This window comes from Mesorhizobium sp. P2_B5, assembly GCF_056404775.1.
In genome coordinates, this window is the sequence record NZ_JBFUDJ010000004.1 from 215,449 (window position 1) to 240,527 (window position 25,079).

The 25,079-nt window shown below is 64.0% G+C and carries 29 protein-coding genes; 13 read left to right on the forward strand and 16 right to left on the reverse strand.

Annotated elements, in window-relative coordinates; all coding sequences use genetic code 11:
• The first annotated feature begins 206 nt into the window (after positions 1-206).
• From AC1D1N_RS16705 to AC1D1N_RS16735, 7 genes are all read left to right on the forward strand, one after another.
• The gene (locus AC1D1N_RS16705) at positions 207-431 is read left to right on the forward strand and encodes a putative signal transducing protein (RefSeq protein WP_112567065.1); all 225 of its coding nucleotides are present in this window, start codon (positions 207-209) and stop codon (positions 429-431) included.
• The gene (locus AC1D1N_RS16710; protein ID WP_436258831.1) at positions 431-1,225 is read left to right on the forward strand and encodes a tRNA1(Val) (adenine(37)-N6)-methyltransferase; all 795 of its coding nucleotides are present in this window, start codon (positions 431-433) and stop codon (positions 1,223-1,225) included. Before AC1D1N_RS16705 ends, AC1D1N_RS16710 begins: the two co-directional genes overlap by 1 nt.
• A 178-nt stretch (positions 1,226-1,403) precedes the next feature.
• A complete protein-coding gene (locus AC1D1N_RS16715; protein WP_112567001.1) occupies positions 1,404-2,261 on the forward strand; it encodes a S49 family peptidase in 858 nt (285 codons plus the stop codon).
• 82 nt (positions 2,262-2,343) lie between these two features.
• The gene (locus AC1D1N_RS16720; protein ID WP_112567004.1) at positions 2,344-2,529 is read left to right on the forward strand and encodes a hypothetical protein; all 186 of its coding nucleotides are present in this window, start codon (positions 2,344-2,346) and stop codon (positions 2,527-2,529) included.
• 26 nt (positions 2,530-2,555) lie between these two features.
• A complete protein-coding gene (locus tag AC1D1N_RS16725) occupies positions 2,556-3,449 on the forward strand; it encodes a 4-(cytidine 5'-diphospho)-2-C-methyl-D-erythritol kinase (RefSeq protein WP_477349796.1) in 894 nt (297 codons plus the stop codon).
• Positions 3,436-3,990 carry a molybdenum cofactor biosynthesis protein B gene (gene moaB, locus AC1D1N_RS16730; protein ID WP_112567011.1) on the forward strand — a complete coding sequence of 185 codons (555 nt, stop codon included), beginning with the start codon at positions 3,436-3,438 and terminating at the stop codon, positions 3,988-3,990. The genes AC1D1N_RS16725 and moaB overlap by 14 nt, the downstream gene beginning before the upstream one ends.
• A gap of 128 nt (positions 3,991-4,118) precedes the next feature.
• Positions 4,119-4,547: a GFA family protein gene (locus tag AC1D1N_RS16735; protein ID WP_477349798.1), complete on the forward strand. Its 429-nt coding sequence runs from the start codon at positions 4,119-4,121 to the stop codon at positions 4,545-4,547.
• On the opposite strand, the gene AC1D1N_RS16740 is transcribed toward AC1D1N_RS16735, so the two are convergent.
• Positions 4,537-5,511 carry a hypothetical protein gene (locus AC1D1N_RS16740; protein ID WP_436258828.1) on the reverse strand — a complete coding sequence of 325 codons (975 nt, stop codon included), beginning with the start codon at positions 5,509-5,511 and terminating at the stop codon, positions 4,537-4,539. The two genes, AC1D1N_RS16735 and AC1D1N_RS16740, sit on opposite strands and share 11 nt — an antisense overlap.
• A 209-nt stretch (positions 5,512-5,720) precedes the next feature.
• Positions 5,721-6,224 (reverse strand): glycosyltransferase, encoded by a 504-nt coding sequence (locus AC1D1N_RS16745; RefSeq protein WP_352584516.1) that lies wholly within the window; start codon positions 6,222-6,224, stop codon positions 5,721-5,723.
• A 150-nt stretch (positions 6,225-6,374) separates the two neighbouring features.
• Here AC1D1N_RS16745 and AC1D1N_RS16750 point away from each other — a divergent pair, with 150 nt between their 5' ends.
• Positions 6,375-7,529 carry a PA0069 family radical SAM protein gene (locus AC1D1N_RS16750; RefSeq protein WP_352584514.1) on the forward strand — a complete coding sequence of 385 codons (1,155 nt, stop codon included), beginning with the start codon at positions 6,375-6,377 and terminating at the stop codon, positions 7,527-7,529.
• Between the two features lie 153 nt (positions 7,530-7,682).
• Positions 7,683-8,381, forward strand: a complete 699-nt coding sequence (locus AC1D1N_RS16755; protein ID WP_477349800.1) for a ribonuclease HII — start codon at positions 7,683-7,685, stop codon at positions 8,379-8,381.
• Between the two features lie 276 nt (positions 8,382-8,657).
• Here the strand turns inward: AC1D1N_RS16755 and AC1D1N_RS16760 are convergent, their stop codons facing one another.
• From AC1D1N_RS16760 to AC1D1N_RS16790, 7 genes are all read right to left on the reverse strand, one after another.
• Positions 8,658-9,149 carry a F0F1 ATP synthase subunit B gene (locus tag AC1D1N_RS16760; RefSeq protein ID WP_477342289.1) on the reverse strand — a complete coding sequence of 164 codons (492 nt, stop codon included), beginning with the start codon at positions 9,147-9,149 and terminating at the stop codon, positions 8,658-8,660.
• Between the two features lie 10 nt (positions 9,150-9,159).
• Positions 9,160-9,759, reverse strand: a complete 600-nt coding sequence (locus AC1D1N_RS16765; RefSeq protein WP_477342287.1) for a F0F1 ATP synthase subunit B — start codon at positions 9,757-9,759, stop codon at positions 9,160-9,162.
• A 66-nt stretch (positions 9,760-9,825) separates the two neighbouring features.
• On the reverse strand, positions 9,826-10,050 hold the full coding sequence (locus tag AC1D1N_RS16770) for a F0F1 ATP synthase subunit C (protein ID WP_006206606.1): 225 nt from the start codon (positions 10,048-10,050) through the stop codon (positions 9,826-9,828).
• Between the two features lie 67 nt (positions 10,051-10,117).
• Entirely contained in the window at positions 10,118-10,876 is a 759-nt protein-coding gene (locus tag AC1D1N_RS16775; RefSeq protein WP_112567034.1) for a F0F1 ATP synthase subunit A, read from the reverse strand.
• A 63-nt stretch (positions 10,877-10,939) separates the two neighbouring features.
• Entirely contained in the window at positions 10,940-11,332 is a 393-nt protein-coding gene (locus AC1D1N_RS16780) for an AtpZ/AtpI family protein (protein ID WP_112567037.1), read from the reverse strand.
• 264 nt (positions 11,333-11,596) lie between these two features.
• Complete coding sequence (locus tag AC1D1N_RS16785) at positions 11,597-12,781, reverse strand: cell wall hydrolase (protein WP_477349803.1); 1,185 nt, start codon at positions 12,779-12,781, stop codon at positions 11,597-11,599.
• A 138-nt stretch (positions 12,782-12,919) separates the two neighbouring features.
• Positions 12,920-14,233, reverse strand: a complete 1,314-nt coding sequence (locus tag AC1D1N_RS16790) for an MFS transporter (protein ID WP_477349805.1) — start codon at positions 14,231-14,233, stop codon at positions 12,920-12,922.
• 117 nt (positions 14,234-14,350) lie between these two features.
• Here AC1D1N_RS16790 and AC1D1N_RS16795 point away from each other — a divergent pair, with 117 nt between their 5' ends.
• Positions 14,351-15,271: a LysR substrate-binding domain-containing protein gene (locus AC1D1N_RS16795; RefSeq protein WP_477349807.1), complete on the forward strand. Its 921-nt coding sequence runs from the start codon at positions 14,351-14,353 to the stop codon at positions 15,269-15,271.
• 243 nt (positions 15,272-15,514) lie between these two features.
• Here the strand turns inward: AC1D1N_RS16795 and der are convergent, their stop codons facing one another.
• Complete coding sequence (der, locus tag AC1D1N_RS16800) at positions 15,515-16,948, reverse strand: ribosome biogenesis GTPase Der (protein ID WP_477349809.1); 1,434 nt, start codon at positions 16,946-16,948, stop codon at positions 15,515-15,517.
• 59 nt (positions 16,949-17,007) lie between these two features.
• The gene (locus AC1D1N_RS16805) at positions 17,008-17,670 is read right to left on the reverse strand and encodes a tetratricopeptide repeat protein (RefSeq protein ID WP_192256206.1); all 663 of its coding nucleotides are present in this window, start codon (positions 17,668-17,670) and stop codon (positions 17,008-17,010) included.
• 291 nt (positions 17,671-17,961) lie between these two features.
• On the opposite strand from AC1D1N_RS16805, the gene AC1D1N_RS16810 reads away from it, so the two are divergent.
• A complete protein-coding gene (locus AC1D1N_RS16810; protein ID WP_477350096.1) occupies positions 17,962-18,966 on the forward strand; it encodes a polysaccharide deacetylase family protein in 1,005 nt (334 codons plus the stop codon).
• Between the two features lie 36 nt (positions 18,967-19,002).
• On the opposite strand, the gene sbmA is transcribed toward AC1D1N_RS16810, so the two are convergent.
• From sbmA to AC1D1N_RS16830, 4 genes are all read right to left on the reverse strand, one after another.
• Positions 19,003-20,262 carry a peptide antibiotic transporter SbmA gene (gene sbmA / locus AC1D1N_RS16815; RefSeq protein ID WP_112567059.1) on the reverse strand — a complete coding sequence of 420 codons (1,260 nt, stop codon included), beginning with the start codon at positions 20,260-20,262 and terminating at the stop codon, positions 19,003-19,005.
• A gap of 121 nt (positions 20,263-20,383) precedes the next feature.
• Positions 20,384-21,499, reverse strand: a complete 1,116-nt coding sequence (locus AC1D1N_RS16820; RefSeq protein ID WP_477350098.1) for a YbfB/YjiJ family MFS transporter — start codon at positions 21,497-21,499, stop codon at positions 20,384-20,386.
• A gap of 218 nt (positions 21,500-21,717) precedes the next feature.
• Positions 21,718-21,855 (reverse strand): hypothetical protein, encoded by a 138-nt coding sequence (locus AC1D1N_RS16825; RefSeq protein WP_477349811.1) that lies wholly within the window; start codon positions 21,853-21,855, stop codon positions 21,718-21,720.
• A gap of 31 nt (positions 21,856-21,886) precedes the next feature.
• Positions 21,887-22,096: a hypothetical protein gene (locus AC1D1N_RS16830; protein WP_436258819.1), complete on the reverse strand. Its 210-nt coding sequence runs from the start codon at positions 22,094-22,096 to the stop codon at positions 21,887-21,889.
• A gap of 94 nt (positions 22,097-22,190) precedes the next feature.
• Between AC1D1N_RS16830 and AC1D1N_RS16835 the strand changes: the two genes are divergently transcribed.
• Both AC1D1N_RS16835 and AC1D1N_RS16840 read left to right on the forward strand, forming a co-directional pair.
• The gene (locus AC1D1N_RS16835) at positions 22,191-23,105 is read left to right on the forward strand and encodes a LysR substrate-binding domain-containing protein (RefSeq protein WP_436258818.1); all 915 of its coding nucleotides are present in this window, start codon (positions 22,191-22,193) and stop codon (positions 23,103-23,105) included.
• Positions 23,106-23,190: 85 nt separating this feature from the next.
• Positions 23,191-24,447, forward strand: a complete 1,257-nt coding sequence (locus tag AC1D1N_RS16840; RefSeq protein ID WP_436258817.1) for an aminopeptidase — start codon at positions 23,191-23,193, stop codon at positions 24,445-24,447.
• Between the two features lie 193 nt (positions 24,448-24,640).
• On the opposite strand, the gene AC1D1N_RS16845 is transcribed toward AC1D1N_RS16840, so the two are convergent.
• Positions 24,641-24,988 (reverse strand): ArsC family reductase, encoded by a 348-nt coding sequence (locus tag AC1D1N_RS16845; RefSeq protein WP_477349813.1) that lies wholly within the window; start codon positions 24,986-24,988, stop codon positions 24,641-24,643.
• Between the last annotated feature and the right edge of the window lie 91 nt (positions 24,989-25,079).

A 25,079-nucleotide genomic window follows, 5' to 3' on the forward strand; every position in this document is an offset into this window, starting at 1 on the left:
CTTGATCACGTGTGCGACGGCACCCTGGTCCCACCCCGGACTCTAGGGCGGCACATACCGGCACGGCAAGAGGCGAATTGGCGCGGCCGCGGTGACGACGTGTCAACATTCGAGATAGAGCATGGCGCTGCCAGAAAACCGCTTCACACTTTTCGGCACCATGCTCCAGCGTTTACATCAACGATGCAACCTGCGAACTTCGTCCGATGATAGAACTCGTCCGCACCAACGATGCCGTGATCATCTCCTTTGTCGAATCGCTGATGCGCGATGCCGGCATTGCCTGCTTCGTCGCCGATCAGAATATGAGCATTCTCGAAGGGTCGATCGGTCTTTTGCAGAAGCGCGTCATGGTCGACGCCGACCAGGCCGATCAGGCGCGGCGTATCCTGAAAGACGCCGGCATCGAGAACGAAATCCGCCAGAAATAATGGCTGAAGCGAGCGCCCTCGCCGGTGACACGCCGGCACACACGGTCGATGCCTTCCATCGCGGGCGCTTCTGGCTGGTGCAGCCCACGACCGGGCATCGCGCCGGCATGGATGCCATGATGCTGGCGGCGGCGGTGCCGTCCGCCTTTGCCGGACGGTTGGCCGATTTCGGCGCCGGCGCGGGTGCGGCGGGCCTGGCCGTGCTGTCTCGCTGCCCAGCGGCTGAGGTCGTGCTTGTCGAACGCTCGACCGAGATGGCGGGGTTCGCCGCGACGACACTCGCCCATCCCGGCAATGCGCATCTCGGCAACCGCGCCTCGGTGCTGACAGCCGATGTCACGCTGTCGGGCCGGGCGCGAACGCAGGCCGGCCTTGCCGACAATTCCTTCGATTTCATCATCATGAACCCGCCCTTCAACGCCTCCGAGGACCGCGCCACACCTGACCCGCTGCGCAGGCAGGCGCATGTCATGGAAGACGGACTGTTCGAAAGCTGGATCAGAAGTGCGGCCGCCGTCGCAAAACCCCGCGGTGGCCTGGCCGTCATCGCGCGGCCTGAACAGCTCCGCGATCTCCTCGATGCCTTGTCGGGCCGCTTCGGCGACGCCGAGATGCTGGCCGTCCACCCTCGCCCCGAAGCAGCGGCAATCCGCATTGTCGTGCGGGCAGCACTCGGCGCGCGTGGAAAACTGTCGATCCGCCCGCCTTTGATGCTGCATGCCGAGACGGGCGACGGCCCGTCGGAACAGACCGAGATGATCAACAACGGACTGGCATCGCTGTTCAGCGATTGATTTAGGGCTGAGCATGCCGTTGCCGCAAAGCGGCAGCGCGACATGCATTCGCCCCAAAACCGCGGCATTGCCGTTGGCCAGCAAATCCCTACATGCCCAGAGCAAGATCCGCGCCGCCCGAGGAATTTCTTCCAAAACTGATCTATCTTGCTCTTTTGCCACTGGAGACAGCCACCTCGTGAAACGCCTTTTCAACCGCCTGCTGCCGAAATCCTGGCGATCCAGCGTCGTCACCATTCCCGTCATCAGGCTGCACGGCACCATCATGCCCGGCGGCGGCCAGTTCCGGCCGAGCCTGTCGCTCGCCTCCACGGCCGCCCTTATCGAAAAGGCGTTCCTGTTCGACGCGCCGGCCGTCGCCATCTCGATCAATTCGCCCGGCGGCTCGCCGGTGCAGTCGCGGCTGATCTTCAAGCGCATCCGTGATCTCGCCGTCGAGAAGAACAAAAAGGTGCTGGTCTTCGTCGAGGATGTGGCGGCCTCGGGCGGCTATATGATCGCGGTCGCCGGCGACGAGATCTTTGCCGATCCGTCCTCCATCGTCGGATCGATCGGCGTGGTCTCGGCCTCGTTCGGTTTTCCCGAGCTGATGAAGAAGATCGGCGTTGAACGCCGCGTCCACACCGCCGGCCAGAACAAGGCGGTGCTCGATCCGTTCAAGCCGGAGAAGAAGGAAGATATCGAGCGCCTGAAGGCGCTGCAGCTCGAAGTGCACGAGACCTTCATCGACCTGGTCAAGGAGCGCCGCGGCACCAAGCTGAAGGATGATCCGGACCTGTTCACCGGCCTGTTCTGGACCGGCAAGAAGGGGCTGGAGCTTGGCCTTGTCGATGCGTTGAACGATATGCGAACCGTGCTCAAGACCCGTTTCGGGGCGAAAACCCAGCTTCGGCTGATCACGGCCCCGCGCGGCCTGTTCGGCCGCATCGGCCTGTTCGGCTCGAACTTTTCGGCGCCCGATATCGCCGCCGCTGCCGCCAGCGGCGTGATCGATGCGGCGGAAGAGCGCGCATTGTGGGCGCGCTTCGGGCTTTGAAAAAGCAGGGAAACCGTCTAGCATAACAAGCTGACCGACCCGATCGGCCGCCTTTGCCGCCTTGCGAGGGAGGAGTTTTGAGATGCCGCAGATCATTTTCTTCGCGATTGTCGGCGCCGCCGCCTATTTCGGCTACCGCACCTTCATCCGCGAAGCCGAGCGCGTGACGGCCAAGGTGCGGCGCACCGAAAAGCAGGCGGCCAACGGCGCCAACGGCACACTGGTCAAGGATCCCAAGACCGGCGAATACCGCCTGGCCAAGGACTGAGCATCATCCCGTCAACAGCCGACACTGTGGATGCCGCAGCCCGGACATGGCTGGCACCCGCCAAGATAAATCTGGCGCTGCATGTCACCGGCAGGCGTGCCGACGGCTATCATCTGCTTGAGAGCCTGGTCGTTTTCACCCGCTTCGGCGACAGGGTCGAGATCGAGCCTGCCGAAAGCGACCGGTTCTCCGTAGCGGGCCGCTACGCGACTTGTGTGCCGATAGACAACAGCAATCTGGTGGTGAAGGCGCGCGAGGCGCTGCGCAGCCGGGCAGGCCAGCAGAGCACGCCGCCGGTTGCCATCCGGCTGGAAAAGAACCTGCCGGCCGCCTCCGGCGTCGGCGGCGGTTCGAGTGACGCCGCGGCGGTGCTGCGCGGTCTCGTCCGGACCTGGGAACTCGACATCGACGAGGCCGAACTGATGCGGATTGGTCTCACGCTCGGTGCCGATGTGCCGATGTGTCTTTCCGCAAAACCGCTTGTCGCGCGCGGTGTCGGCGACGAGCTGTCACAGGTGCCGGATTTTCCCGCGCTCGCTTTGGTGCTGGTCAATCCCGCCGTCGCCGTCTCCACGCTTGATGTCTTCAACGCGCTCGAGAAACGCGACAATGAAGGATTGCCGCCGTTGCCGCGCAGCTTCGACTTCCACAGTATGCGCAACTGGCTGGAGATCACCCGCAACGATCTCGAGGCCCCGGCGCAGGCGATACAGCCGCCCATCGGCAGGGCGCTTTCCCTGCTGAACAGGGCCGGGTCAGGATTCTCGCGTATGTCGGGGTCCGGCGCGACATGCTTCGGGCTGTTCGAGACCGGCAATGTCGCCAAGCGCGCCGCGGCCGAGATCCGCAGCCGCGAACCGGACTGGTTTGTCGCAGCGACGCGCAGCATCGCATCGGAGGGGGCCGATGGCCAAAATTGACGAGAGCCGCCCCTTCATCCCGGTGCGCATCGCGGTGCTGACGGTTTCCGATACGCGCAGCCTCGCCGACGACAAATCCGGCCAGACGCTGGCCGATCGCATCACCGAGGCCGGCCATGTGCTGGCCGCCCGCGACATCGTCACCGACGATCGTGAAAAGATCCGCGATACGGTCCTGGCATGGTCCCGGGACAAGGAGATCGATGTCGTCATCACCACCGGCGGCACCGGCTTCACCGGCCGCGACGTGACGCCGGAGGCGCTGGAGCCGATCTTCGAAAAGCGCATGGACGGCTTTTCCGAAGTGTTCCACCGCATTTCCTACGACAAGATCGGCACCTCCACCGTCCAGAGCCGGGCGACAGGCGGCGTCGTCAACGCCACCTTCGTCTTCGTGCTGCCGGGCTCGCCCGGCGCCTGCAAGGACGCCTGGGATGGCATTTTGAAGCCGCAGCTCGACTACCGCCACATGCCCTGCAACTTCGTCGAGATCATGCCGCGCCTGGACGAGCATTTGCGCCGCGGCAAGGCCGGCTCGTAAAGCAAGGCGGTTAGCGGTTCAGCGCTGCCTTTGTCAGGCGGAAAGGCAGCTACGCCTTCGAGAGGTCATTTCCTGCGAGTTGCCTAAGGCGTAGTCTGCAGCCAAGTCACTCAAGGCGGAATGATCCGATGAGAACGTATCGCGGCGGCTGCCATTGCGGCGCCATCCACCTGACATTCGAAACTGGCATCGAACCATCCGAGATGGAGATCCGCGCCTGCCAATGCGCTTTCTGTGTCCGGCATGGCTCGCGCGCTGCCGCTGACCCGCAGGGACGATTGATCGTCTCCGTCGAGGATGAAGCCCGACTGCACCGATACCGGTTCGGATTGCGCACCGCCGACTATCTCGTCTGCCGCGACTGCGGCGTCTATGTCGCGGCTGTGACCACCGACGGCGGCGACCCCAAAGCGATCGTCATCGTCAATGCGCTGGACGACCGACTGCGGTTCGGCCGCGAGCCGGTTCCAATGGACTATGATGCCGAGAGCCGCGACGGCCGCATGGCCCGGCGGCAGTCGCGCTGGATGCCGGTGGAGATCAAGGTCAGCGGATGACCGGTTCGCCGTGGAAGCGGCGGCGCGAGGGCGGCGACACACCGAAGCCGACCTCCATCATCAGCCGTGGCGTGCGCGACGGCACGGTGCCCATGTGGAAGCCGAACGGGTCCTCGACAAAGCCGAGACCTGCCTCGCCGGTCAGCGTGACCGGGCTGTCGTCGCCATAGACCTTGAGCACCTCTTCCGCCGGATGGCCGACCAGCAGCGTCAGCTGGTGCTTGAGGCTACGCCTGTTGTGGCTGCCCCTGACGTACACATGCGGGCCGGTGCCGGCATCGCAAGGCTTCAGGTAGAAGAAGAATTTCAGCATCCGCCAGTCGTCGAGATCGAAATGGTATTTGCCGAGGGAGGCAAGGTTCTTGTCGGCATCGGAGGCCTCGCCGGTCGGAAAGCTCCACCAGACGCGCGTGGTGATCAGCTTTGCCTGCCCGCCGAGATAGTGCTGGGCGATGTCGAGCAGAAGCGGATCGTTCTGGATGGCGAGCGCCGCCTTGCAGCCGAGGATGCGCTCGAAATAGTGGCCGCTGAGCAAGGACCGGCCGAAACGCTTCTCGGCCTCGGCATGATCCCCAGGCATGAATTCGAGCCGGCGATCGAAATTGCCGAAGCATGGCGTGCTTTGCGCGAAGCTGGCGATCTCCTCATGGATCGCCTGCGGCAGCACCAGACCAGAGAACAACCCATCGCTGCGCAGCGTTTCGACGATCGAGTTGAGCTCGACGCCCTTGAACATCGTAGCTCCGACACTCTGCGCCGGGCGCGCGGCTTTGGCGCCCAGCCAGTGCAGCTTGCGCGCCGGCATGGTGCGGGCAAGCATGAACATTGGCAGCCAGGCCGGGTTCTCGCGCATATCCTTGAGATATGTCGGGATGCGCACAGCGATGCGGCGGAGCAGGCTGCCATTGCGAGCGATGGCTTCCAGGCTGGCGGCGCCGGATTTGTCAGGGGTCGAAAGGTTCATCGGGGTCCTCAGGTATGAACGGCAGCCGACACAGCGTCGGTTGCTCACCGCTCCGGCAATACCCAAACCCAATTGTCCCGTACTGAGGGGAATGCTACCCCCGTGTCATATTTTGTGCAATGCACAACAGACAACGCACCCGCAAAATTCACGCGGGCTAATGAATGGGCAAAGCTTCGGGCGCCCGCGAACGGCCGAGCAAAAGCACCTTACTTCGGCGGCGCCACCCAGATCTCGGCATTGAGCCTCTTCGTCGCCAGGCCGCGAGCGATGGCCTCGGCGCTACGGGCGCTTTTAGCCAGGGACGAAGCTTGGCGCTTGCTGATGACCAGCCCTTCGGCCAGCGCCCGGTTTCCCCGGAGCACCCGCGCCAGGAACGGTGCGCGGCTGCCGCGCGAACGGGAAAAGCGCGCCGGCATGGTTTGCCGCGCCGTGTGGGCGACAACGTCATCGATCCAGCCTTCCGAAAGCCGCGCGCCAGGTTCCAGAAACAGCAGCCAGTCGCCTTTCGCCTGCCGGATCCCGGCTGCAATGCCGCCGGCGACGAAGTGACAGCCGGCGTGATCGGCGACACGATGCGTCTGGTCGGTCGAGCCGGTGTCGCAGACGATGACATCGCGCACCACGCCCTCGACCGCACCGCCGATCAGCGAGGCGAGCGTGCGGGCAAGGCCCTCTTCGTCATCCCGGGTTTCGATAAGAACGCTGAGCATATTTAGCCGAATAGCGGAAAGCCTGGCGCAGCGCCAGTTTTGCATTGCACAACAAAAAAGTTCTTGCTTTGTTCTCATCGGCAAAATAGGATTATTTTCATGAACAGACCGAATCGACAGCCGGCCGACAGTCCCTGGGAGAGGGCGAAAATGGAACATATCGTGCGTGCGGACATTGCAGCCTTCGGGGCAGGAAGAGCCGAGATGGCCAATGCGATGATCGAACAGAGCGGCATGCGCGTCCGTCCGGACCGCAACCGCGGCCGTTCGGCCGGCATCAATCCATCCGGTCGCTTCGAGCCCGTCAGCCGGCATGTGTTCGACGATGGCTGGAATTCGCTGGAGGAACTGCCGCCGTTCAAGACCGAGGTGCAGGTCGAGAAGCCGCGCACGATCATCACCCGCAACGAATCGCCCGACATTTCCTTCGACCGTTCGATCAACCCCTATCGCGGCTGCGAGCATGGCTGCGTCTATTGCTTTGCGCGGCCGACCCATTCCTTCATGGGCCTGTCGCCGGGGCTGGACTTCGAATCGAAGCTGTTTGCCAAGCCGGATGCGGCGCGGCTGCTCGACAAGGAACTGTCGAAGGACGGCTACCAGCCGCGCACCATAGCCATCGGCACCAACACCGATCCCTACCAGCCGATCGAGAAGCAATACCGGATCATGCGCGAGATCCTCGAAGTGCTGGAGGCGCGCGGCCATCCGGTCGGCATCGTCACCAAATCCCATCTGGTGACGCGCGACATCGACATATTGTCACGCATGGCCGAACGCGGGCTGGCCAAGGTGGCGCTGTCGGTGACGACGATGGACCGCATGCTGGCGCGCACCATGGAACCGCGCGCGTCGACGCCGACCAAGCGGCTGGAGGCGATAAGGCAGCTTTCGGATGCAGGCATTCCGGCCTCGGTCATGGTGGCGCCGATCATCCCCGGCCTGACCGACCAGGAGATGGAACGCATCCTCGATTCGGCACGCGCAGCCGGCGCACGCGAGGCCGGCTATGTCATCCTGCGCCTGCCGCTGGAGGTGGCGCCGATCTTCAAGGACTGGCTGCTGCGCCACTATCCCGACCGCTACCGGCACGTGATGTCGCTGATCCGTTCGATGCGCGACGGCAAGGATTACGATTCGGAGTGGGGCAAGCGCATGAAAGGCGCCGGACCCTATGCCTGGCAGATCGGCCGACGCTTCGAGATTACGGCCAAGCGGCTCGGCCTCAATGCCGAGCGGCGGACGCTGAGGACCGACCAGTTCGTCGCCGCCGCCAATGCGACCGAGCAGCTGATGCTGCTCTGAAGACCATCCCTGCCCCGCCATCGTTGGCTGGGCAGGCGAAGAAATCCCGTCCGGCCTGTCCCCCGGCCTGCAGACGGTGCCCTCCCGGTCTTGCCCCACTCGACCCTGGAGGGACTTGCGGAGAATCGGAGCCGATGCGAACCTCGCCGCAACATGGCTCGCGCGCGTTCCGATTCTCCGCTTCTTTTCGAAATCGTCGAGAAGCCCGACTTCTCCTTCGAGACGAAGGCGATGGCCGAAGGTCTGTGGCCTGTCGCAGGCATGGATGAAGCCGGCCGCGGGCCGCTGGCCGGACCGGTGGTGGCGGCAGCCGTGATCCTCGATCCGGCCAACATTCCCGACGGCCTCGACGATTCCAAACGCCTCAATCATTTGCAGCGCGAGGCGCTGTTCCTGAAAATCCTCGGCTCCGCGCTCGGCGTGTCGATGGCCTCGGTGAGCGCCGAAGGCATCGACGGCAGCAACATCCTCAAGGCGAGCCTGGAGGCGATGCGCCGGGCGCTTGCCGGCCTGCCGATACAGGCGAAGCTGGCGCTGGCCGACGGCCGCGACGTACCGCCGGGTCTCATTTGCGAGGGCCGCGCGCTGATCAAGGGCGACCAGCGCTCGCAGTCGATCGCCGCCGCCTCGATCGTCGCCAAGGTGATGCGCGACCGCATGATGTGCGGCTGCGGCAGCCACCACGAGCGCTACGGGTTCGAAGTCCATATGGGCTACGCCACGGTCCGCCATCGCACCGCGATCGAAGCGCATGGGCCGGTGGCAAGGCTGCACCGCGCGTCGTTCGCGCCGTTCCGGCTGGGCGGGGCTGAGGTGGCGGAAGAAGAGGGTTTTGCCGGGTTGGATGGCTAATCTCCCGCCTTGAGGGGGTTGAGGAGCGGTCCGCGAAGCGGACGGAAAGCCAATTGCTTGGCTTTCCGAGCGACGAACGTCCGGCAGGCCAGAGGGCGGTCGCCGCGCATGAAGCGCTGACCTTTCTTGGCCGCAGAAAGAGCGTCGCGCCCGGTCGAACCGACCCCCTCTGTCGCCTTCGGCGACATCTCCCCCTCGAGGGGGGAGATTATCCGCGCTCAATAAAAAAGCCGCCAGGTTGCCCGGGCGGCTTCATGCTTGCGGCTTCAACCCCGCTCAGTTCAACTTGGCCTTCACGTCCTGCAGCGCGGACTTGAACAGGTCGGCGCCGGCCTTGGCATCGACCTTGGCCGCAAGCAGCGTGCGGGCTGCCTCGACGGCGATGTCGACGGCGCTGGCGCGCACCTCGGCGACTGCCTCGCGCTCGGCCTGGCCGATCTTTTGCTCGGCAAGCGCGGTGCGCCTGACAACATAGTCCTCGGTCTTCTTGTGCGCTTCGGCGGCAAGCATGTCTGCCTCGCGCTTGGCGGCGGCGACGATTGCCGCGGCCTCCTGCTCGGCTTCCTTACGCTTCTTCTGGTACTGGCCGAGCAGCTGCTGGGCCTCTTCGCGCAGCTTGCGGGCTTCATCAAGCTCGTTGCTGATCTTGGCGGCACGGGCGTCGAGCGCCTTGGCCATCAGCCCCGGTACCTTGATGTAGACGGCGATGCCGAGGAAAATGATAAGGGCGACGGTGGCCCAGAGCGTCGCGAGCGATGTGGCGTCCATGATGTGCTCCTCAGCGGGCCACGGATTTGACGGCCGCCGCGATCTCGGCCTTGCCGGTCTTGCCGCCGACAAGCGCTTCTACGATGGCCGAAGCGGTGTCCTCGGCGATCGTGCCGACTTCCTTCATGGCGTTGGCCTTGATGGAAGCAATGCTGGCCTCGGCCTCGCCGAGCTTCTTGTCGAGCGCGGCCTCGACCTTCTTGCGGGCAGCTTCGGCTTCGGCCTTGGCCGCGTCGTTGGCCTGCTGGCCGATCGCGTTGGCCTTGGCCTTGGCTTCCGTCAATTCCTGCTCGTAGGCGGCAACGGCGGCGTCGGCCTCGCCCTTCAGCCTGGCGGCCTGGTCGAGGTCCTGGGTGATGCGATCGCTGCGCACGTCGAGGATGCCGCCGAGGCGCGGCATCACCACCTTCTTCAAGAACAGGTAGAACAGCCCAAACGTGATCGCCAGCCACAGAAGCTGCGACGGGAACGTCGCCGGATCGAATGGCGGGAACGTGCCGTGCGCCTCGGCGGGCACGCCGGTGCCGGAATGCGTTTCGCCTTCCGTGCCGGTATGAGCGCCTTCGGCGGCGGGTGCGGACTCTTGCGCAAAGGCAGATGTCACGAACATGGACTATCCCCTGATATCAGGCATGGCCGCAGGGTAGCGGCCGGCCTGTCCAATCTTCTCGAGTGCTCAGCCGAACAGGGCGAGAAGCGCGATCAGAAGCGAGAAAATGCCCAGAGCTTCGGTCACGGCGAAGCCGAAAATCAGGCGGCCGAACTGGCCATCGGCGGCCGACGGATTGCGCAGGGCGCCCGCCAGGTAGCTGCCGAAGATGTTGCCGAGGCCAATGCCCGCGCCGCCCATGCCCAGGCAAGCGATACCGGCGCCGATGTACTTTGCTGCTTCTGCGTCCATTTTAAAACTCCTTTGGATCTGTAATTCGTTGCAATTCCATCCGGCGACCGATGCCGGAAACTCTCGATTAGTGCCCGGGATGCAGGGCGTCGTTCAGATACATGCAGGTCAGCACGGCAAAGACGTAGGCCTGCAGGAAGGCGACCAGCAATTCCAGGGCGGTCAGCGCGACTGCCATGGCCAGCGGCAGCACCGAACCGGCGACGCCGACGGCGCCCAGCGCGCTCAGGCTGACGACGAAGCCCGAAAACACCTTCAGCGTGATGTGGCCGGCCAGCATGTTGGCGAACAGACGAACCGAAAGGCTGACCGGGCGCGAGACGAAGGAAATCACTTCGATCAGCACCACCAGCGGCAGCAGGAAGACCGGAACGCCATGCGGCACGAACAGCTTGAGGAAGCCCAGGCCGTGTTTCGTGAAGCCGTAGACAACGACGGTTCCGATCACAAGCGCGGCGAGACCAAAGGTGACGATGATGTGGCTGGTGACGGTGAAGAAGTAGGGGAAAAGACCAAGCAGGTTGGCGACAAGGACAAACATGAACAGCGAGAACACGAAGGGGAAGAACTTCATGCCTTGAGTTCCGGCAGCGTCGCGCAGCATGTTGGAAACGAACTCGTAGCCCATTTCGGAAACCGACTGCAGGCGCCCGGGAATCAGGCTGCGGCTTGAAGTCGACAGGTAAAGAAACGCCGACGCGACGAGCACGGTCGCGACCATGAACAGGGACGAATTGGTGAAGGACAGGTCATAGCCGCCGATGTTGATCGGAATCAGCTTGACGATATGGAACTGGTGGATCGGATCGACCTTGTCAGCAGCCATTTACATCCCCGTCAAAGCCGCGAACGGCCTTAAGTGTTCTTGTGCGCCATCAACGGCGCCAGTTCATTCTTTCGGATCGCGCGATTTCTCGCTTTTTCCGAATTCCGCCACAACACCTGCCGAACGCAGGACATTGAGCACGCCGGCGCCAAAGCCCAGCAACAAGCCGACGACCAGACCCCATGGCGAGGTTCCCGCCACACGATCCAGAAACCAGCCAAGGCCCACACCCACCACTATCCCGGCGATGAACTCGCTGGACAGCTTGAGCGCCTGGCCATATCCGGCCGTCGCCTTCGCGCCGTCATTCCCCTCTAGCCGATCCGGCCGTCTTGTCGCAAGCGATGCTCCAAGCTCGCGCCGGCGGCGCTCGAGTTCTTCGTCGCGGATGTCGGCTTCATGCTTGCTGCCGCGGCCGGTTTCTCCGGTTCCGTGTGGCCCATTCTTGTCGGCCATCGAACCCCCCTGCCCGGTCAGACCGTTACCGTCCGTCCGCTTCTAAAGTCGCCGGCAACATAGTTAGAGGGTCCGCGCCCGTCAAGCCACGGGCGGGACTTCAAAGTCATGTATTTTTTCTAATGAAATCAATCTCTTGCCGAGGTGCGACATCGTGCCCGGCACTATGGGGTCGGCACATGCCCCGAATCCGTCCGGCGACCGGCGTCCGATTTCGGCGCCCGGGGGCTTTTGCGGCTCGTAACAGACGGCAGCCCGAAGGGCTCAGCTCCAGCCGCCGCCATAGGTGCGGTAGAAGATATGCAGGCCGATCTTGGTCATCTTCTGCATCGTGCGGGCCCAACCCGGATGGACATAGTTGGCGTAATAATGGGTCGATGAGCCGACTTCCGGAATGAAGATCTTGCCGGCGGTGACCGCCATGGCGACATCCTGCGCCACCTTGTAGTTGGCGGGGCTCTCGATGCGCTTCTTGCGGCCGTCGCAGGCGAAGGAGAACTGGCAGCGGTTCAGCCAGTTGTCGTTCTGGTAGACGACGCCGCAGATCGAGTTCGGATAGGCCGGATTGCGGACGCGGTTGAGGATGACCTGCGCGACGGCGGCCTGGCCGCGCACGGATTCGCCGCGCGCCTCGAAATAGATGCCGTTGGCAAGGCAGGCCTGCTCTTTCTTGGAGAAGACGCTGGCCGGCAGCGGGTTCTGGATCCACGAGTGATCGCCCTTGGCCATCGGCGGAATGAAGCGCCCGCTGTTCGGCTCCTCGTCCTGCAGCAACGCCTCGAAGGGCGAGGCCTTGGCGTAGTCGGGTTCGGCCTGGGCATAGGCGGTGGCCAGCACGTCCGGCCTGTCATTGTTGACGAGAGCGGCAAGCATGGCCGGCACGCCGGGATCCGGCTTCTTGTCCTCCCTCGTGTGGAAGGCCTGGGCGATCTGGATTTCCTTGCCCTTGATGCCGGGCTTGGCGAAGGCCAGCTTCAGGCCGCTGTCCATGCTCGGCCGCAGCAGCGAAGAGGTGCGCTGGAAGATCGAGCCGGCATTGAAGTTCTTCGGCGGCGCCACCGGCGAGATCTGGATGATGCGGCCCTTCTTGTCGGCGCGCATGATGCGGTCCTCGTCGGGCGTGACGCCGGCGACATTGCCCTTGCCGCGAAACGAGACCTTGCCAACGCCGGGCAGGCGCACGCCCGAGCCCGAAAGCGAACCGGTGGTGACGGAATCGATGAAAGGCATTTCAGCGGCATGGACCGAACCGGCGACGGAGCGCTCGACATAGGAATTCCAGCGACTGCCCGACGCTTCGAGGCCGGAAATCAGGCTGCCCATGTCCTGGTAGGCGACGACGGTCGGAAAGCCGATCCAGATGCCGAGCCCGATGACCAATGGCGATACGAAGGAACGTTTTTTCTCACCGGCGACGGCAGCCAGCCGCTTCAAGACACGTCGATGCACGGGGAACTCTCCAGAAACGCCACTGAGCCACTGGAGAGCCAAAATGAAGCATTAACCTTGATGCGGGGTTAACGTTAACGATGGTGTTTCTTCAAACTGCTCCGGAATGGAACGCCGTTCGCGGGTCCGTCAAAGTGGTCAGTTCGGCCGCAGCAAGATCGGCCAGGCGATGAGTGCGCAGAGCGCCCCGACCAGCCAGACGCCTGGCCACGACCAGATGTGCAGCAATGCCGGAATGGCTGTCGGCACCACGAAGAAGGCTATGAAGACGAAGCTGTTGGCAAGCCCGAGCGCGGTTCCGGCGCGGCTGGCGCCGGCCAGCGTGGCGAGCTCGGTGTAGGCGACGCCATGCCAGGCCGAGACCGAGATGCCGGCAACGACCAGCAGCACCGCGATCGCCGGCATCAGCGCGGCGTGCGCGCCCGGCGTGGCTCCTGCCGCCAGGACCAGCAGGCCGAGAGCCGCAAAGCCAAGCGCGCTCGTCATGCTGCAGAGGCGAAGGAACCAGCGGCGGTTGCCATGGCGGTCGGTGAAGCGGCCGCTCCAGACGCGCATGATCATGGCGCCGGTCTGCACCGCGGCAAGGCTGGCGCTGATCGTCAGCGTGCCCATGCCGGCGAAGTCGTGCAGGAAGACGGAGGCGAAGGTCAGCACCGCCACCTGCGGAAAGCAAAGCAGGCCGATGGCGGTGGCGATGCGCCAGACCTCGACATTGCGCAGCGGCGCCGGACCGGCCGGCTTTGTCGTCGCAATGCCTCCGGCATTGTCGATCTCCGGGTCGACCTCCGGCGGCTGATGCAGCCAGCGCCAGGCAAACAGCGCCGAGACTGCGTTCACGGCGGCCAGCAGCCCGAAGACCGCCGCGAAGCCATGGGCTGAGGCCAGCGACGGCAGGACCAGCGCGCCGAGCCCGCCGCCGAGCGGCACCGCCGTCTGCCTGATGCTCATCGCAAAACCACGCTCGCCCTCATGGAACCAGGCCATGATGGCGCGGCCGCTGGAACCGTTGACGCTGCCGCCGAGCAGGCCGGTGGCGAGAAGGCATGCCGCCAGCATGGCAACGCCAGGCACATAAGTCGCCGACGGCACGATGAACAATGCCATCAGCGCAAGCCAGGCCGCCGTCGCGCCGAGACCGGTCAACAGCACGCCGCGATCGCCCCAGCGGTCGGTGAGCAGGCCCCAGGGCAGTTCGCTCAAGGCGACGCCCAGGCCGAGGAGACCGAGGACGAGGCCGAGATTGCCGTTGGAGAGCTGATAGCCCGAGCGCAGAAACACCGCTGCCGCCGGTATGCCGGCGAAGGTGGCGGAGAAACTGGCATTGGCGGCAACGCCGATGCCGAGCACCTTCCAGCGATGATTGGCGCGAAATCGTTCGGCCTTCGAAATGGCGGTGACGGCGGCTGCTCGACCAACCCGGCGTTGCTCACAATTTGCGTCGGCAATTGACATGGCGGAACTCCTGTAATGGCCCTTCCGGACCCTTGACGCCTTGTCTCTACCGCCATAACTTCATCCCGAATATCGGGAAGTTTTTGACTATTATTCCCGGAAATCAGGATTGTTTCCATGCGGCGCGTAACCTTCGACCTTGATGTCCTCAGAAGCTTCGTCACTGGCATGGAACTCGGCAGCTTCGCCAAGGCCGCCGACCGGCTCGGACGCTCGACCTCGGCGGTCAGCGCGCAACTGAAGAAGCTGGAGGAGCAGGCGGCGACGCCGATCTTCCGCAAGTCAGGCCGCGGCCTGGCGCTGACCGAAGCCGGCGAGACCATGCTCGGCTATGCTAGGCGGCTGCTCGAGTTGAATGACGAGGCGGCCTCAGCCATCCACGACGTCGAACTGGAGGGCTGGGTGAGGCTTGGCCTGCAGGAAGATTTCGGCGAGGCGGTGTTGCCGGAGGTGCTCGGGCGCTTCGCCCGCGCGCACCCCAAGGTCAAGATCGAGGCCAGGATCGGACGCAGCTATGAACTTGCCGAGAGGATCACATCAGGCAATCTCGACATTGCGCTGGCCTGGGACAGCGGCCAGGCGCTGCCCTACAGCCGGCACGTCGGCGATGCGCAGTTGCGCTGGATCGGCCCGGCAAAGCTGATCGAGACCAGCCTGCGCGAGGGTGAGGCGCTGCCGCTGGTGGCGCTGGAAGCGCCCTGCCTGTTGCGCACGGTGACGACGGAAACGCTGGACCGCGCCGGTCTGCCGTGGCGGATGGCCTTCTCCAGCCCCAGCCTTGGCGGCATATGGGCGGCGGTCGCCGCCGGGCTCGGCTTGACCATCCGCACCGATATCGGCCTGCCGGCCAATGTCAGGGCGATGGCGCCGCAGCTGCTCGGTTTGCCTGCGCTGCCGACAATGGCGCTGGTGCTGCACCAGAAGGACGCCGAACTGGATCCGGTGGCGGCGCGGCTGGCGGACATATTGTTGCAGGCGGCGATAGAGGCGCTGCCGGAGCGTGCGCGGATGGATGAGAGGCTGAGGGCGGTTGCTTAGACGCGATCCGGCGTCGAGTTCCCGCACCCCCCTCTGTCCTGCCGGACATCTCCCCCGCAAGGGGGGAGATTGGATGGCGCGAGTGCTCTCGCGAATCTTCAATCCTGCAAGAAAGGCGCCGTTGGAACGAACTGCTGATCTCCCTCCTTGCGGGGGAGATGGCCGGCAGGCCAGAGGGGGTGCTGTCCCGCAAACATTGCAGAGGATTCCCAGAAGCGAAGGCGTGCCCAAAGGCCGGCTGCCTCACTTGCGCTTGTTCGCCCTGCCGGCGAACGGATTGTCCGAAGTGCGCAGCGCTATCCTGATCGGCACGCCCGGCATGTCGAAGGCCTCGCGCAGGCTGTTGGAGAGATAGCGGACGTAGGATTGCGGCATCGCATCGGGCCGCGAGCACTGGACGACAAATCCCGGCGGCCGGGTCTTGGCCTGGGTGACATATTTGACCTTGAGCCGGCGGCCCGCGACGGCGGGTGGCGGATGATGCGCCAGTATGCTTTCCAGCCAGCGATTGAGCTTGCCGGTGGAAACGCGGCTGTTCCACACCTTGTGCGTCTTGATGACGGCATCCATCAGCTTGTCCAGGCCGCGGCCGGTCTCGGCCGAAACCGTCACCGCCTGGATGCCGCGAACTTGCGGCAAAAGCCGTGTGGTCTTTTCGCGCAATTCCGCCAGCAGTTCCTGCGGATTGTCGATCAGGTCCCATTTGTTGAAGGCGATGACCGGCGCCCTGCCCTCGCGGATGATCAGGTCGGCGATCTGCAGGTCCTGCTTCTCGAAGGGAATGGTGGCGTCGAGCACGATGATGACGATCTCGGCAAAGCGGATGGCGCGCAGGCCATCCTGCACCGACATCACTTCCAGCTTTTCATGGATCCTCGCCTTGCGGCGCATGCCGGCGGTATCGAACAGTTTTAGCCTGCGGCCATGCCAGTCCCAGTCGACGGAGATGGAATCGCGGGTGATGCCGGCTTCCGGGCCGGTCAGCAGCCGCTCCTCGCCGATCAGCGCGTTGATCAGCGTCGACTTGCCGGCATTGGGGCGGCCGACGACGGCGATGCGCATCGGCTTGGTGTCGTCATAGGTCGCTTCAGCATCGGGATCTGTGATGTCCTCGCCGATCAGCACCTCGCTGGCGGCGACCTCTTCCTCGGCGTCGTCCTCTTCCTCGTCGAATGCGCGCTTCTCGCCAAGGGCTTCGATGACGGCGTCGCGCAAATCGGGCATGCCCTGGCCGTGCTCGGCGGAGACCGGGATCGGCTCACCGAGGCCAAGTTCCCAAGCCTCCAGCATGCCACCCTGGGCGCCCTTGGCCTCGGCTTTGTTGGCGACCAGCACGACCGGCTTGCCGGACTTGCGGACAATCTCGGCAAAGGTGCGGTCGTCGGGCAGCAGGCCGGACTTGGCGTCGATGGTGAAGAAGATCAGGTCGGCTTCGCGGATGGCGATCTCGGTCTGCGCGCGCATGCGGCCGGGCAGCGTCGAGGCGGCCGCGTCCTCGAAACCGGCTGTGTCGATGACATCGAAATGCAAGTCGTAGAGTTTTGCCGCGTGGACGCGACGGTCGCGGGTGACGCCCGGCGTGTCGTCGACAAGCGCCAGCTTCCTTCCCACCAGCCGGTTGAAAAGCGTCGATTTGCCGACATTAGGCCGGCCGATAATGGCGACTTTGAAGCTCATCCGGCCCTACAATCCGTCATCCATCGCCCAAAACCGCAGCGCATTCTGGGCGACGCGTATCATGACGCGCCCGAGCCGCGGATCAGTTCGGACATCAGGGTCGCCCGCTGGCGCGCATTGCGCGGGGCGCCGTCATCGGCGGCGATCTGGTCGAACAGTTTCAGCGCATCCTGGGTCTTGCCTTCCTTCCAGGCGGCAAGGCCGAGCGCTTCGCGCGCCGTGTGGCGCAGCGTGTTGTTGTCGGCGGTCAGCGCCTCGACGCGGCTGGAGACGTCGGCGAAGGAGCCGTGATCGACCAGCAGCAGAGCTGCCCGCAGGCGCGCCATGTCGCGAATACCCTGGGGAATGGCGGTGTCGGCGGCGACGCCATCGAAATCCGCGACGGCGGCGGCAAAGTCGCCCTTGTCGGCCTTGACGGTTGCCGCGCGCATGCGGGCGAGCAGCGGATAGGCGCCGTAGCCATCCTTTTCCAGCTGCTGAAGCGCTGTCAGCGCATCGTCGCTCTTGCCGTCATTGGCAAGCTTCAGCGCCTGCGAAAAGGCGTCGCCCGAGCGGTTGGCGCGGCTCTCGTCCCAATAGCGGTAGCCGACGAAGGCAGCCGTGCCGAGCACCACCAGGATGGCAAGGCCGAGGATCGCCGGACCGAAACGGTCCCACAGCGCCTGCGCCTGCTCGCGACGGATCTCGTCGTTGACTTCGCGGATAAAACTGTCGTCGGACATCAATCAAAACCATTGCTGCCCCGGCAGGGGCGCTTCTTGAGCCCGCGTTTTAGCGAAATTTTGTCGGCATGGAAGGGGCTGGGCAGGAAAATCGGCTAATCGCCTGGCAGGCGGCTGGAGCCTGTTCCATCCCGACGGGGTCGGGAGGGGCTCCATTTCCTTTTTTTCAGCATGATCTTTTCCGAAAACCGGTCTCCACTTTCGGGATCATGCTTAGGGCGCCGACCGCACCCACGCCACATTTTGCCGATAGCCGGCTTTGACTGCCTCCGGATCAAGCCCAGATTGTCGATGCCTCTTCTGTCGCGCGTTGTTGCGTTTTCCACAGCCATGCTTGCCACGGCGGGCGCTGTTTTCGCCGACCCGCCGGCCGCGCCCGTCCCGGCCAAGCCGAAGCAAGTGGTCATCATCTCGTTCGACAGCGCCCGCGAGATCTCGCAATGGCAGCGCAGCCGGGCGCTGGCGAAACGGACCGGCGCGCATTTCACCTACTTTCTGTCCTGCGTCTTCCTCTTGTCGCAGCAGACGCGCGCCGAATACACGCCGCCGGGCAAATCCGCGGGCAAATCCAACATCGGCTTTGCCGCCTCGAAACAGGAAGTCGCGGACCGCCTCGAGCAGATCGGGTTCGCCGTGTCGGAAGGCCACGACATCGCCAGCCATGGCTGCGGCCATTTCGACGGCAAGGACTGGAGCAAGGCCGACTGGCTGAAGGAATTCGCGGCGTTCGAGCGCATTCTGGAGAACGCCTATTCGATCAACGGCATTACGCCCGAACCCAAGGGCTGGCACGATATTGCCCATGCCGTTGTCGGCTTTCGCGCGCCCTATTTGTCGACCAGCAAAGGACTCTATGAGGCCCTGCCTGAAGCCGGCTACCACTATGATGCCAGCGGTGTTTCAAAAGGCCCGGTCGAGCCGCCAACCGGCGGCGGCCTGACCCGCTTTTCATTGCCGCAGATCCCGGAAGGCCCGAGTGCGAGGCCGGTGATCGCCATGGATTACAATCTCTATGTCCGGCATTCCGGCGGCTTCGAGCGGCCGAGCCAGGCAGCCGAGTTCAGCGATCGGACCTATCAGGCCTTCCGCGCCGCCTTCGACAAACAATATCAGGGCAAGCGCATTCCGCTGGCGCTCAGCTTCCACTTCACGCTGATGAATGACGGCGCCTACTGGAACGCGCTGGAACGCTTTGCCGGCGAGACCTGCGTCAAAGCCGATGTCGAGTGCATCAGTTTTCGCGATTATGTCGCGCGGCGGCGCAGCGTCGAGAGGCAGGCGGCGGTGGGCGGCTGAGCCGCCCACCGTTTGCATCACAATTTCAGTCTTTACTCAGGCAGGATCTTCGGCGCTCTGCCGCTCCAGGTAGCGCCGATCAATATCCGGCAGCGGCTCGCCTTGCAGTGTCGCTTCGAAGGCGCGCAGGCGTTTGTGAACCGACTGAAGTTCAACGATGGTCGACCAGGAGGTGAGCAGGAACTGCAGAGACCCGGTAACCTTGCCGAAGGCGTTCGAGATCTGGTTCAGCGCGCCAAAGGTGATCTTGTGCGCAACCAGTGACGGCCCCAGGATCAGCAGTGAGAAAATGTTGTCGGCCTGCAGGTAGGTGTAACGGACAACGTTGAAATAGATGTAGTGGAAATAGAGCCTGAAATAGTTGTGACGAACATTCGCGAACAGCTCGGCAGTGGTGGCTGGCTGGGCTCTGTCCGCATGGTCCTCGCCGTAGACCAGTTCCTTGCGGTAAGCAGCTTCAACGCGCTGGTTACGGAATTGTAGTCCCGGAAGCTTCAGACCGGCGACCATGACCGAGATCGTTCCGAACAGACACCAGGCCAGTGCCGCGACCACCAATGGCTGAGGGATCGCACCGACAATCGGCAACTCACTGATGTGGGACTGCAATTGGATCATCACCGGCAGGAATGCAATCAAGGTCATGATCGACTGGACGAAGGTAGCGCCGAGATCCTCCATGATCTGCGAGAAGCGCATTGTATCTTCCTGGATACGCTGCGAGGCGCCCTCGATATGGCGAAGTCTGCCCCAGTTCTCGACGAAATAGTTGTTCATCGCCGTGCGCCAGCGGAAGATCCAGTGGCTGACGATGAAGGCATTGACCACCTGCACATTCATGCCAACCAGCGCGAGCCATGAAAAGTCGGCCAATCCGATGTAGAATTCGCCATTGGTTGACTTTCCCGTCCCGGACATCAGCCCCTGCACATAATCAAAGAAGGGGCCGTACCAGGCGTTGACGGCGACGCTGACCTGCACATTGAAATAGATGAAGAACAGGATGACCGCCGTCATCAGGATGGACCAGCGCTGCCAGGGATGCGGTGAATACCAGCTCCAGAACGCGTAGAACACGAGCACGCAGAACGCGAAATAGAGATAGAACCAAAGGAATGGCTTCGACATGAGGATGGCGATGCCGATGATGGGCGGCGCGTCGGCGGCGGCCGGTGGCATACCGAACAAGGCCCCCAACTGCTCACCTCCAAAGAACCAGAACAGGATTGCGGCAAGGCTCCAGATGGCGGCCGAAGAGAAGAACAGCTTCGGCTGCGGGAAGAAGGATACGAACACTGTGGTGAAATCCTCGGTCGATGCGCAAATCAGCGGCGCTGCGTTTCAGCGGGCATAAAGTCACACATTAGGTGGAAAGCAAATGCCCGTGCCCGATGCCCGGCATCGAGCAAGACCACAATCATGGCGATTTTGGCGCAGCCGACCAGGTGATCCCAGCAGATACCAGCAATACGGCAGCAGCTACGATCGAGGCGAGGAAGAAGTTGCCCGACGCCTGCGCCAGCAGGCCGGCGACGATCGGGCCGACAATCTGGCCGATGCCGAAGGACGCAGTCATCAGCGCGAAGATGCGGCGCAGCGCCTGTGGCACGAGCAGCCTTGCCGTCTGCAGGCCGAGCGCGGTGATGGCGATGAAGGTGCCGCCGAGCAGGACGCCCGCCAGCAATGGTCCGACGGTGCCGCCCACGGCGACGCTGGCGGTGACGCCGACCACTTCGACCAGGCAGCCCACGGCATAGGCTGCGTACAGCCCGATCCGTGCCGCAATCTTCTGCCAGAGCCAGACGGAGGGAAAGCCGGCAAGGCCGGTGACCATCCACACGGTTGCCTCGACGACGCGGCCGCCGCCGCCTTGGCGCACAATGGCGACCAGGAACGTCGCCGTCACCACATAGCCGAAGCCGAACAAGCCGTACGCGACGATGAGCTTCATCAGCGATCGGTCCTTGGGCAGCGCCGGTTCGCGGCCGGCCACGCCGCCGGCGGACGTGGTGCCGCCGGCAAGCCAGGCGACGAGCAGAAGGCCGCAAGCCGAGATTGCCGCGGACCACAGCCAGCCCGAGGCCCAGCCGGCATGTTCGGTGACCAGAACCGCCATCAGCGCCGAGGATGCCGCGATGCCGAGGCCAACGCCACCGAAATGCAGCGCCTGCAGATCGCTTCTGTTGGCGGCAGCCAGATGACCAAAGACGATGCTGGCCATGAACACCATGACGAAGGCGCTGGCGAGACCGGCGAGGAAACGGATGACGATGAAGGCGGTCATCGTCTCGGTCAGCCCCATCAGGGCGGCGAGCGCAGCACTCGCGGCAAGGCCGCCAAACATCAGCAAACGCTCGCGTCCATGTGCCCAACCGCCGGCCGCGGCAAGCGCGCCGACGAGGTAGCCGAGATAATTGGCCGACGCGATCCAGCCGGCATCGGCCGGCGACAGATGCAGCTCTTCCATCATGCCGGGCAGGATCGGCGTGTAGACGAAGCGGCCGATGCCCATGGCAACGGCCATGGCAATCATGCCGGCGAGAGCGAGGCGAAGGGGTGACGGCGCGGCATTCATTGCAGCGCACAATAAGGGTGCCCGGTGGGGAGACAATGCGCTTGAATTGGGCCAGATCTGTTGGTGGCGACGATAGTGCGATTGGCGTCAATGTGCCGGGGTGAAGGCCATCTGACGTCGCGCCGCCCCTCATCCGCCTGCCGGCACCTTCTCCCCGTAGAACGGGGAGAAGGGGGCTAATCGTGCGCCTCGGCGCCCTTTCCTGCAGCGCTGGTGGTTGGCGAAACCTTCAGCGAACGCTTTTTTCTCCCCGTCACTGTACGGGGAGAAATGCCCGGCAGGGCAATGAGGGGCAGCGCCAGCGTCGACAGCACGCCTCTTTCTCTCTTGCCGCGTTCGCGATTTTCAGTGGCAGCCGACAGCACCGGTCTCGTAGGCGGTGCGCCGCGCCGTCAGCCGAAACGGAATGTCGCCGAGTTCGCGCTCCGACATGGTGTCGAGCACCGGATGAGACAGCGGATCGGTCGCCCAATTGACGGCATCGCCATTTTGGCGCGGGGCTCGCCGCGCGCCCACGGCCGCAAAGATCTTGAGCAATGATAGGAGCGTCACCATCCTCGCCTCCTCGATCTGACTGTCCCGCTAAAATCTGCCCTATCGACTCGTCTTTCAATTGAGATTTCAGCCGTAGCGGTTTAGAAAAACTGAAATGGCTGTGCTGAACCGCGTCCATCTCAACGGCTTGCGCGCCGTCGAAACCGTTGCCCGCCTCGGCTCGCTCGCGGCGGCCGCCGGCGAACTCAACGTCTCTGTCAGCGCCGTCAGCCAGCAGATCAACCGCACCGAAAAGCAGCTCGGACAGGCGCTGTTCGAACGCACGGCAAGCGGTCTGGTGCTGACCGAATTCGGCAGGGTGTTTTCCGCCAGGCTGGGCGCCGGTTTTCGCGAACTTGCGCAGGCGGTGGCGCTTGCCGACGAGGCAAACCAGTGCACGCTGGTGGTTTCGGTAGCGCCGGCCTTCGCCTCGAAATGGCTGCTGCCGCGGCTGTCGCGGCATTTCGATCGGCATCCCAACGTGCTGCTGCGCATCGACGCCTTGGCTCAGCTGGCTGATCTTGACCATTCCGACGTCGACATCGCCATCCGGATGGGTGATGGCACCTGGCCGGCCGGAAGGGCCGAACTTCTGCTGGCGCAGGAAGTGTTCCCGGTGTGCGCGCCGTCGATCGCCAGCAAGCTTCACGCGATCGAGGATCTGGCGAACACCTGCGCCATCACCGACGAGCGGACGATGATCAACTGGGAGAGCTGGTTTGAAGCTGCCGGCGTCGAACCGGTCACCTTCCGCAAGGGCGCGCGTTTTACCGACCCGATGCTGTGCCTGGAATCGGCGATCGCCGGCCATGGCGTGATGCTTGCGTGGCAGTTGCTGGCCGCTGACGCGTTGGCCGATGGCCGGCTGGTCGCGCCTTTCGGCGTTCGCGTGGACAGCGGGCTCGGCTACTGGATGGTCACCTCGACTAGCAAGGCCGAAAGCCGCAAGGTGCGGGATTTCAAGGTCTGGATCCGCGAGGAGATCGCGCAGACCATGGCGCAGTTCAGTGCGCTGGAGAGTGCGGCGTAAAGCTAGCTGCCGCGACGGCGCTGGAAAGGACAGCCGCGCCGATCTATGTTGGAAGCTTCACCCCAAGACCAAGGCAGGCAGGATCATGACCACACATTCGCGCGGCGTTTCCGCAACCATCGACCCGGTGAAGCTCGACAGGCTGGCGGAAGTCGCCATCAAGGTCGGGCTGCAGTTGCAGCCGGGCCAGGATCTGGTGCTGACCTCGTCGATTGCGGCGCTGCCGTTGACCAGGCGAATCGTCGAACACGCCTACAAGGCCGGCGCCGGGCTGGTGACGCCGATCTTCAACGATGACGAGATCACGCTGGCGCGCTTCCGCTACGGCGCGGATGCCGGCTTCGACCGCGCCGCCGGCTGGATGTATGAAGGAATGGCGAAAGCCTTTTCCAACAATGCGGCACGGCTGGCCGTGCGCGGCGAAGACCCGTCGCTGTTGTCGGCGCAGGACCCGGCCAAGGTGGCGCGCGCCAACAAGGCGAACTCGATGGCCTACCAGCCGGCGCTGGAGAAGATCACCGGCTTCGACATCAACTGGAACATCGTCGCCTATCCCGATCTCGCCTGGGCCAAGCAGGTTTTCCCCGGCGATGCCGACGACGTCGCGGTGGTCAAGCTCGCCGACGCGATCTTTGCCGCGTCGCGGGTCGATGTGGAAGACCCAATCGCAAACTGGACGGCGCACAATGCAGCGCTGCGCGGCCGCACCGAGTGGCTGAACGGCCACAATTTCCATGCGCTGCATTTCACCGGGCCGGGCACCGACCTCACCGTCGGGCTGGCTGACGGCCACGAATGGATGGGCGGCGCCTCGACGGCCAAGAACGGCGTCACCTGCAACCCCAACATCCCGACCGAGGAAGTCTTCACCACGCCGCATGCACGGCGCGTCTCCGGACATGTCTCCTCGACCAAGCCGCTGTCCTACCAGGGCACGCTGATCGACGAGATTTCGGTGCGTTTCGAGGACGGCAGGATCGTAGAGGCCAAGGCTTCGAAGGGCGAGGACGTGCTGAAGAAGGTGCTCGACACCGACGAAGGCGCGCGCCGGCTCGGTGAAGTGGCGCTGGTGCCGCATTCCTCGCCGATCTCGGCCAGCGGGCTGTTGTTCTTCAACACGCTGTTCGACGAGAACGCCGCCTGCCACATCGCGCTCGGGCAGTGCTACTCGAAATGCTTCGTCGACGGCGCCTCGCTCAGCCAGGACGAGATCGCCCAGCGCGGCGGCAACAAGAGCTTCATCCACATCGACTGGATGATCGGCTCGGACAAGATCGACATCGACGGCGTCCACAAGGACGGCGCTCGCGTGCCGGTGATGCGCAAGGGTGAGTGGGCCTGAGGTCACAACGACTTCGTCATCCTCGGGCTTGACCCGAGGATCCATGCCGTGACCTCCGCTCAGGGTGTAACGGCAGCAGAACCTGCATGGTGTGGCAACGCTCATAGGTCGCGGCATGGATCCTAGGGTCTGCGCCGCGTCGCTTCGCTCCTTGCTTCGCCCTAGGATGACGAAGTGAGGGATACGCAGAGCGCTACTTCACAGCCGCCTCATAAGCCTCCGGCTTGAACCCCACCAAAATCCGATCCCCGACCTCAAGCACCGGCCGCTTGATCAGGGTCGGCTTGGCCAGCATCAGCTTCTTGGCCTTCTTCTCGTCGAGCCCGTTCTTGTCCTTGTCCGGCAGTTCGCGGAAGGTGGTGCTGCCCTTGTTGAGCAGCTTTTCCCAGCCGACCTTGCCGACCCAGCCGTCCAGCTTGCCGGCGTCGATCCCCTCGGCCCGGTAGTCGTGGAACCGATAGGGCACATCGTGGCCCTCCAGCCAGGTGCGCGCCTTCCTGATCGTGTCGCAGGTGGTGATGCCGTACATGGTGATGGTCAAAACGCGCTTCCCTTGGGCTGACAGTCGAATCCGCCAGACAGCCTAAAACCGCCCTTCCCGCTTTGCCAGCATCCCGACCGCTACCAGCGCA

What these genes read in the sequence shown, in the direction of transcription:
- AC1D1N_RS16705 (WP_112567065.1), top strand. Translation starts at nt 207, where the DNA reads ATGATAGAACTCGTCCGCACCAACGATGCCGTGATCATCTCCTTTGTC.
- AC1D1N_RS16710 (WP_436258831.1), top strand. Translation starts at nt 431, where the DNA reads ATGGCTGAAGCGAGCGCCCTCGCCGGTGACACGCCGGCACACACGGTC.
- AC1D1N_RS16720 (WP_112567004.1), top strand. Translation starts at nt 2,344, where the DNA reads ATGCCGCAGATCATTTTCTTCGCGATTGTCGGCGCCGCCGCCTATTTC.
- moaB (WP_112567011.1), top strand. Translation starts at nt 3,436, where the DNA reads ATGGCCAAAATTGACGAGAGCCGCCCCTTCATCCCGGTGCGCATCGCG.
- AC1D1N_RS16735 (WP_477349798.1), top strand. Translation starts at nt 4,119, where the DNA reads ATGAGAACGTATCGCGGCGGCTGCCATTGCGGCGCCATCCACCTGACA.
- AC1D1N_RS16740 (WP_436258828.1), bottom strand. Translation starts at nt 5,511, where the DNA reads ATGAACCTTTCGACCCCTGACAAATCCGGCGCCGCCAGCCTGGAAGCC.
- AC1D1N_RS16745 (WP_352584516.1), bottom strand. Translation starts at nt 6,224, where the DNA reads ATGCTCAGCGTTCTTATCGAAACCCGGGATGACGAAGAGGGCCTTGCC.
- AC1D1N_RS16750 (WP_352584514.1), top strand. Translation starts at nt 6,375, where the DNA reads ATGGAACATATCGTGCGTGCGGACATTGCAGCCTTCGGGGCAGGAAGA.
- AC1D1N_RS16755 (WP_477349800.1), top strand. Translation starts at nt 7,683, where the DNA reads ATGGCTCGCGCGCGTTCCGATTCTCCGCTTCTTTTCGAAATCGTCGAG.
- AC1D1N_RS16760 (WP_477342289.1), bottom strand. Translation starts at nt 9,149, where the DNA reads ATGGACGCCACATCGCTCGCGACGCTCTGGGCCACCGTCGCCCTTATC.
- AC1D1N_RS16765 (WP_477342287.1), bottom strand. Translation starts at nt 9,759, where the DNA reads ATGTTCGTGACATCTGCCTTTGCGCAAGAGTCCGCACCCGCCGCCGAA.
- AC1D1N_RS16770 (WP_006206606.1), bottom strand. Translation starts at nt 10,050, where the DNA reads ATGGACGCAGAAGCAGCAAAGTACATCGGCGCCGGTATCGCTTGCCTG.
- AC1D1N_RS16775 (WP_112567034.1), bottom strand. Translation starts at nt 10,876, where the DNA reads ATGGCTGCTGACAAGGTCGATCCGATCCACCAGTTCCATATCGTCAAG.
- AC1D1N_RS16780 (WP_112567037.1), bottom strand. Translation starts at nt 11,332, where the DNA reads ATGGCCGACAAGAATGGGCCACACGGAACCGGAGAAACCGGCCGCGGC.
- AC1D1N_RS16790 (WP_477349805.1), bottom strand. Translation starts at nt 14,233, where the DNA reads ATGTCAATTGCCGACGCAAATTGTGAGCAACGCCGGGTTGGTCGAGCA.
- AC1D1N_RS16795 (WP_477349807.1), top strand. Translation starts at nt 14,351, where the DNA reads ATGCGGCGCGTAACCTTCGACCTTGATGTCCTCAGAAGCTTCGTCACT.
- der (WP_477349809.1), bottom strand. Translation starts at nt 16,948, where the DNA reads ATGAGCTTCAAAGTCGCCATTATCGGCCGGCCTAATGTCGGCAAATCG.
- AC1D1N_RS16805 (WP_192256206.1), bottom strand. Translation starts at nt 17,670, where the DNA reads ATGTCCGACGACAGTTTTATCCGCGAAGTCAACGACGAGATCCGTCGC.
- AC1D1N_RS16810 (WP_477350096.1), top strand. Translation starts at nt 17,962, where the DNA reads ATGCCTCTTCTGTCGCGCGTTGTTGCGTTTTCCACAGCCATGCTTGCC.
- AC1D1N_RS16820 (WP_477350098.1), bottom strand. Translation starts at nt 21,499, where the DNA reads ATGATTGCCATGGCCGTTGCCATGGGCATCGGCCGCTTCGTCTACACG.
- AC1D1N_RS16830 (WP_436258819.1), bottom strand. Translation starts at nt 22,096, where the DNA reads ATGGTGACGCTCCTATCATTGCTCAAGATCTTTGCGGCCGTGGGCGCG.
- AC1D1N_RS16835 (WP_436258818.1), top strand. Translation starts at nt 22,191, where the DNA reads ATGGCTGTGCTGAACCGCGTCCATCTCAACGGCTTGCGCGCCGTCGAA.
- AC1D1N_RS16840 (WP_436258817.1), top strand. Translation starts at nt 23,191, where the DNA reads ATGACCACACATTCGCGCGGCGTTTCCGCAACCATCGACCCGGTGAAG.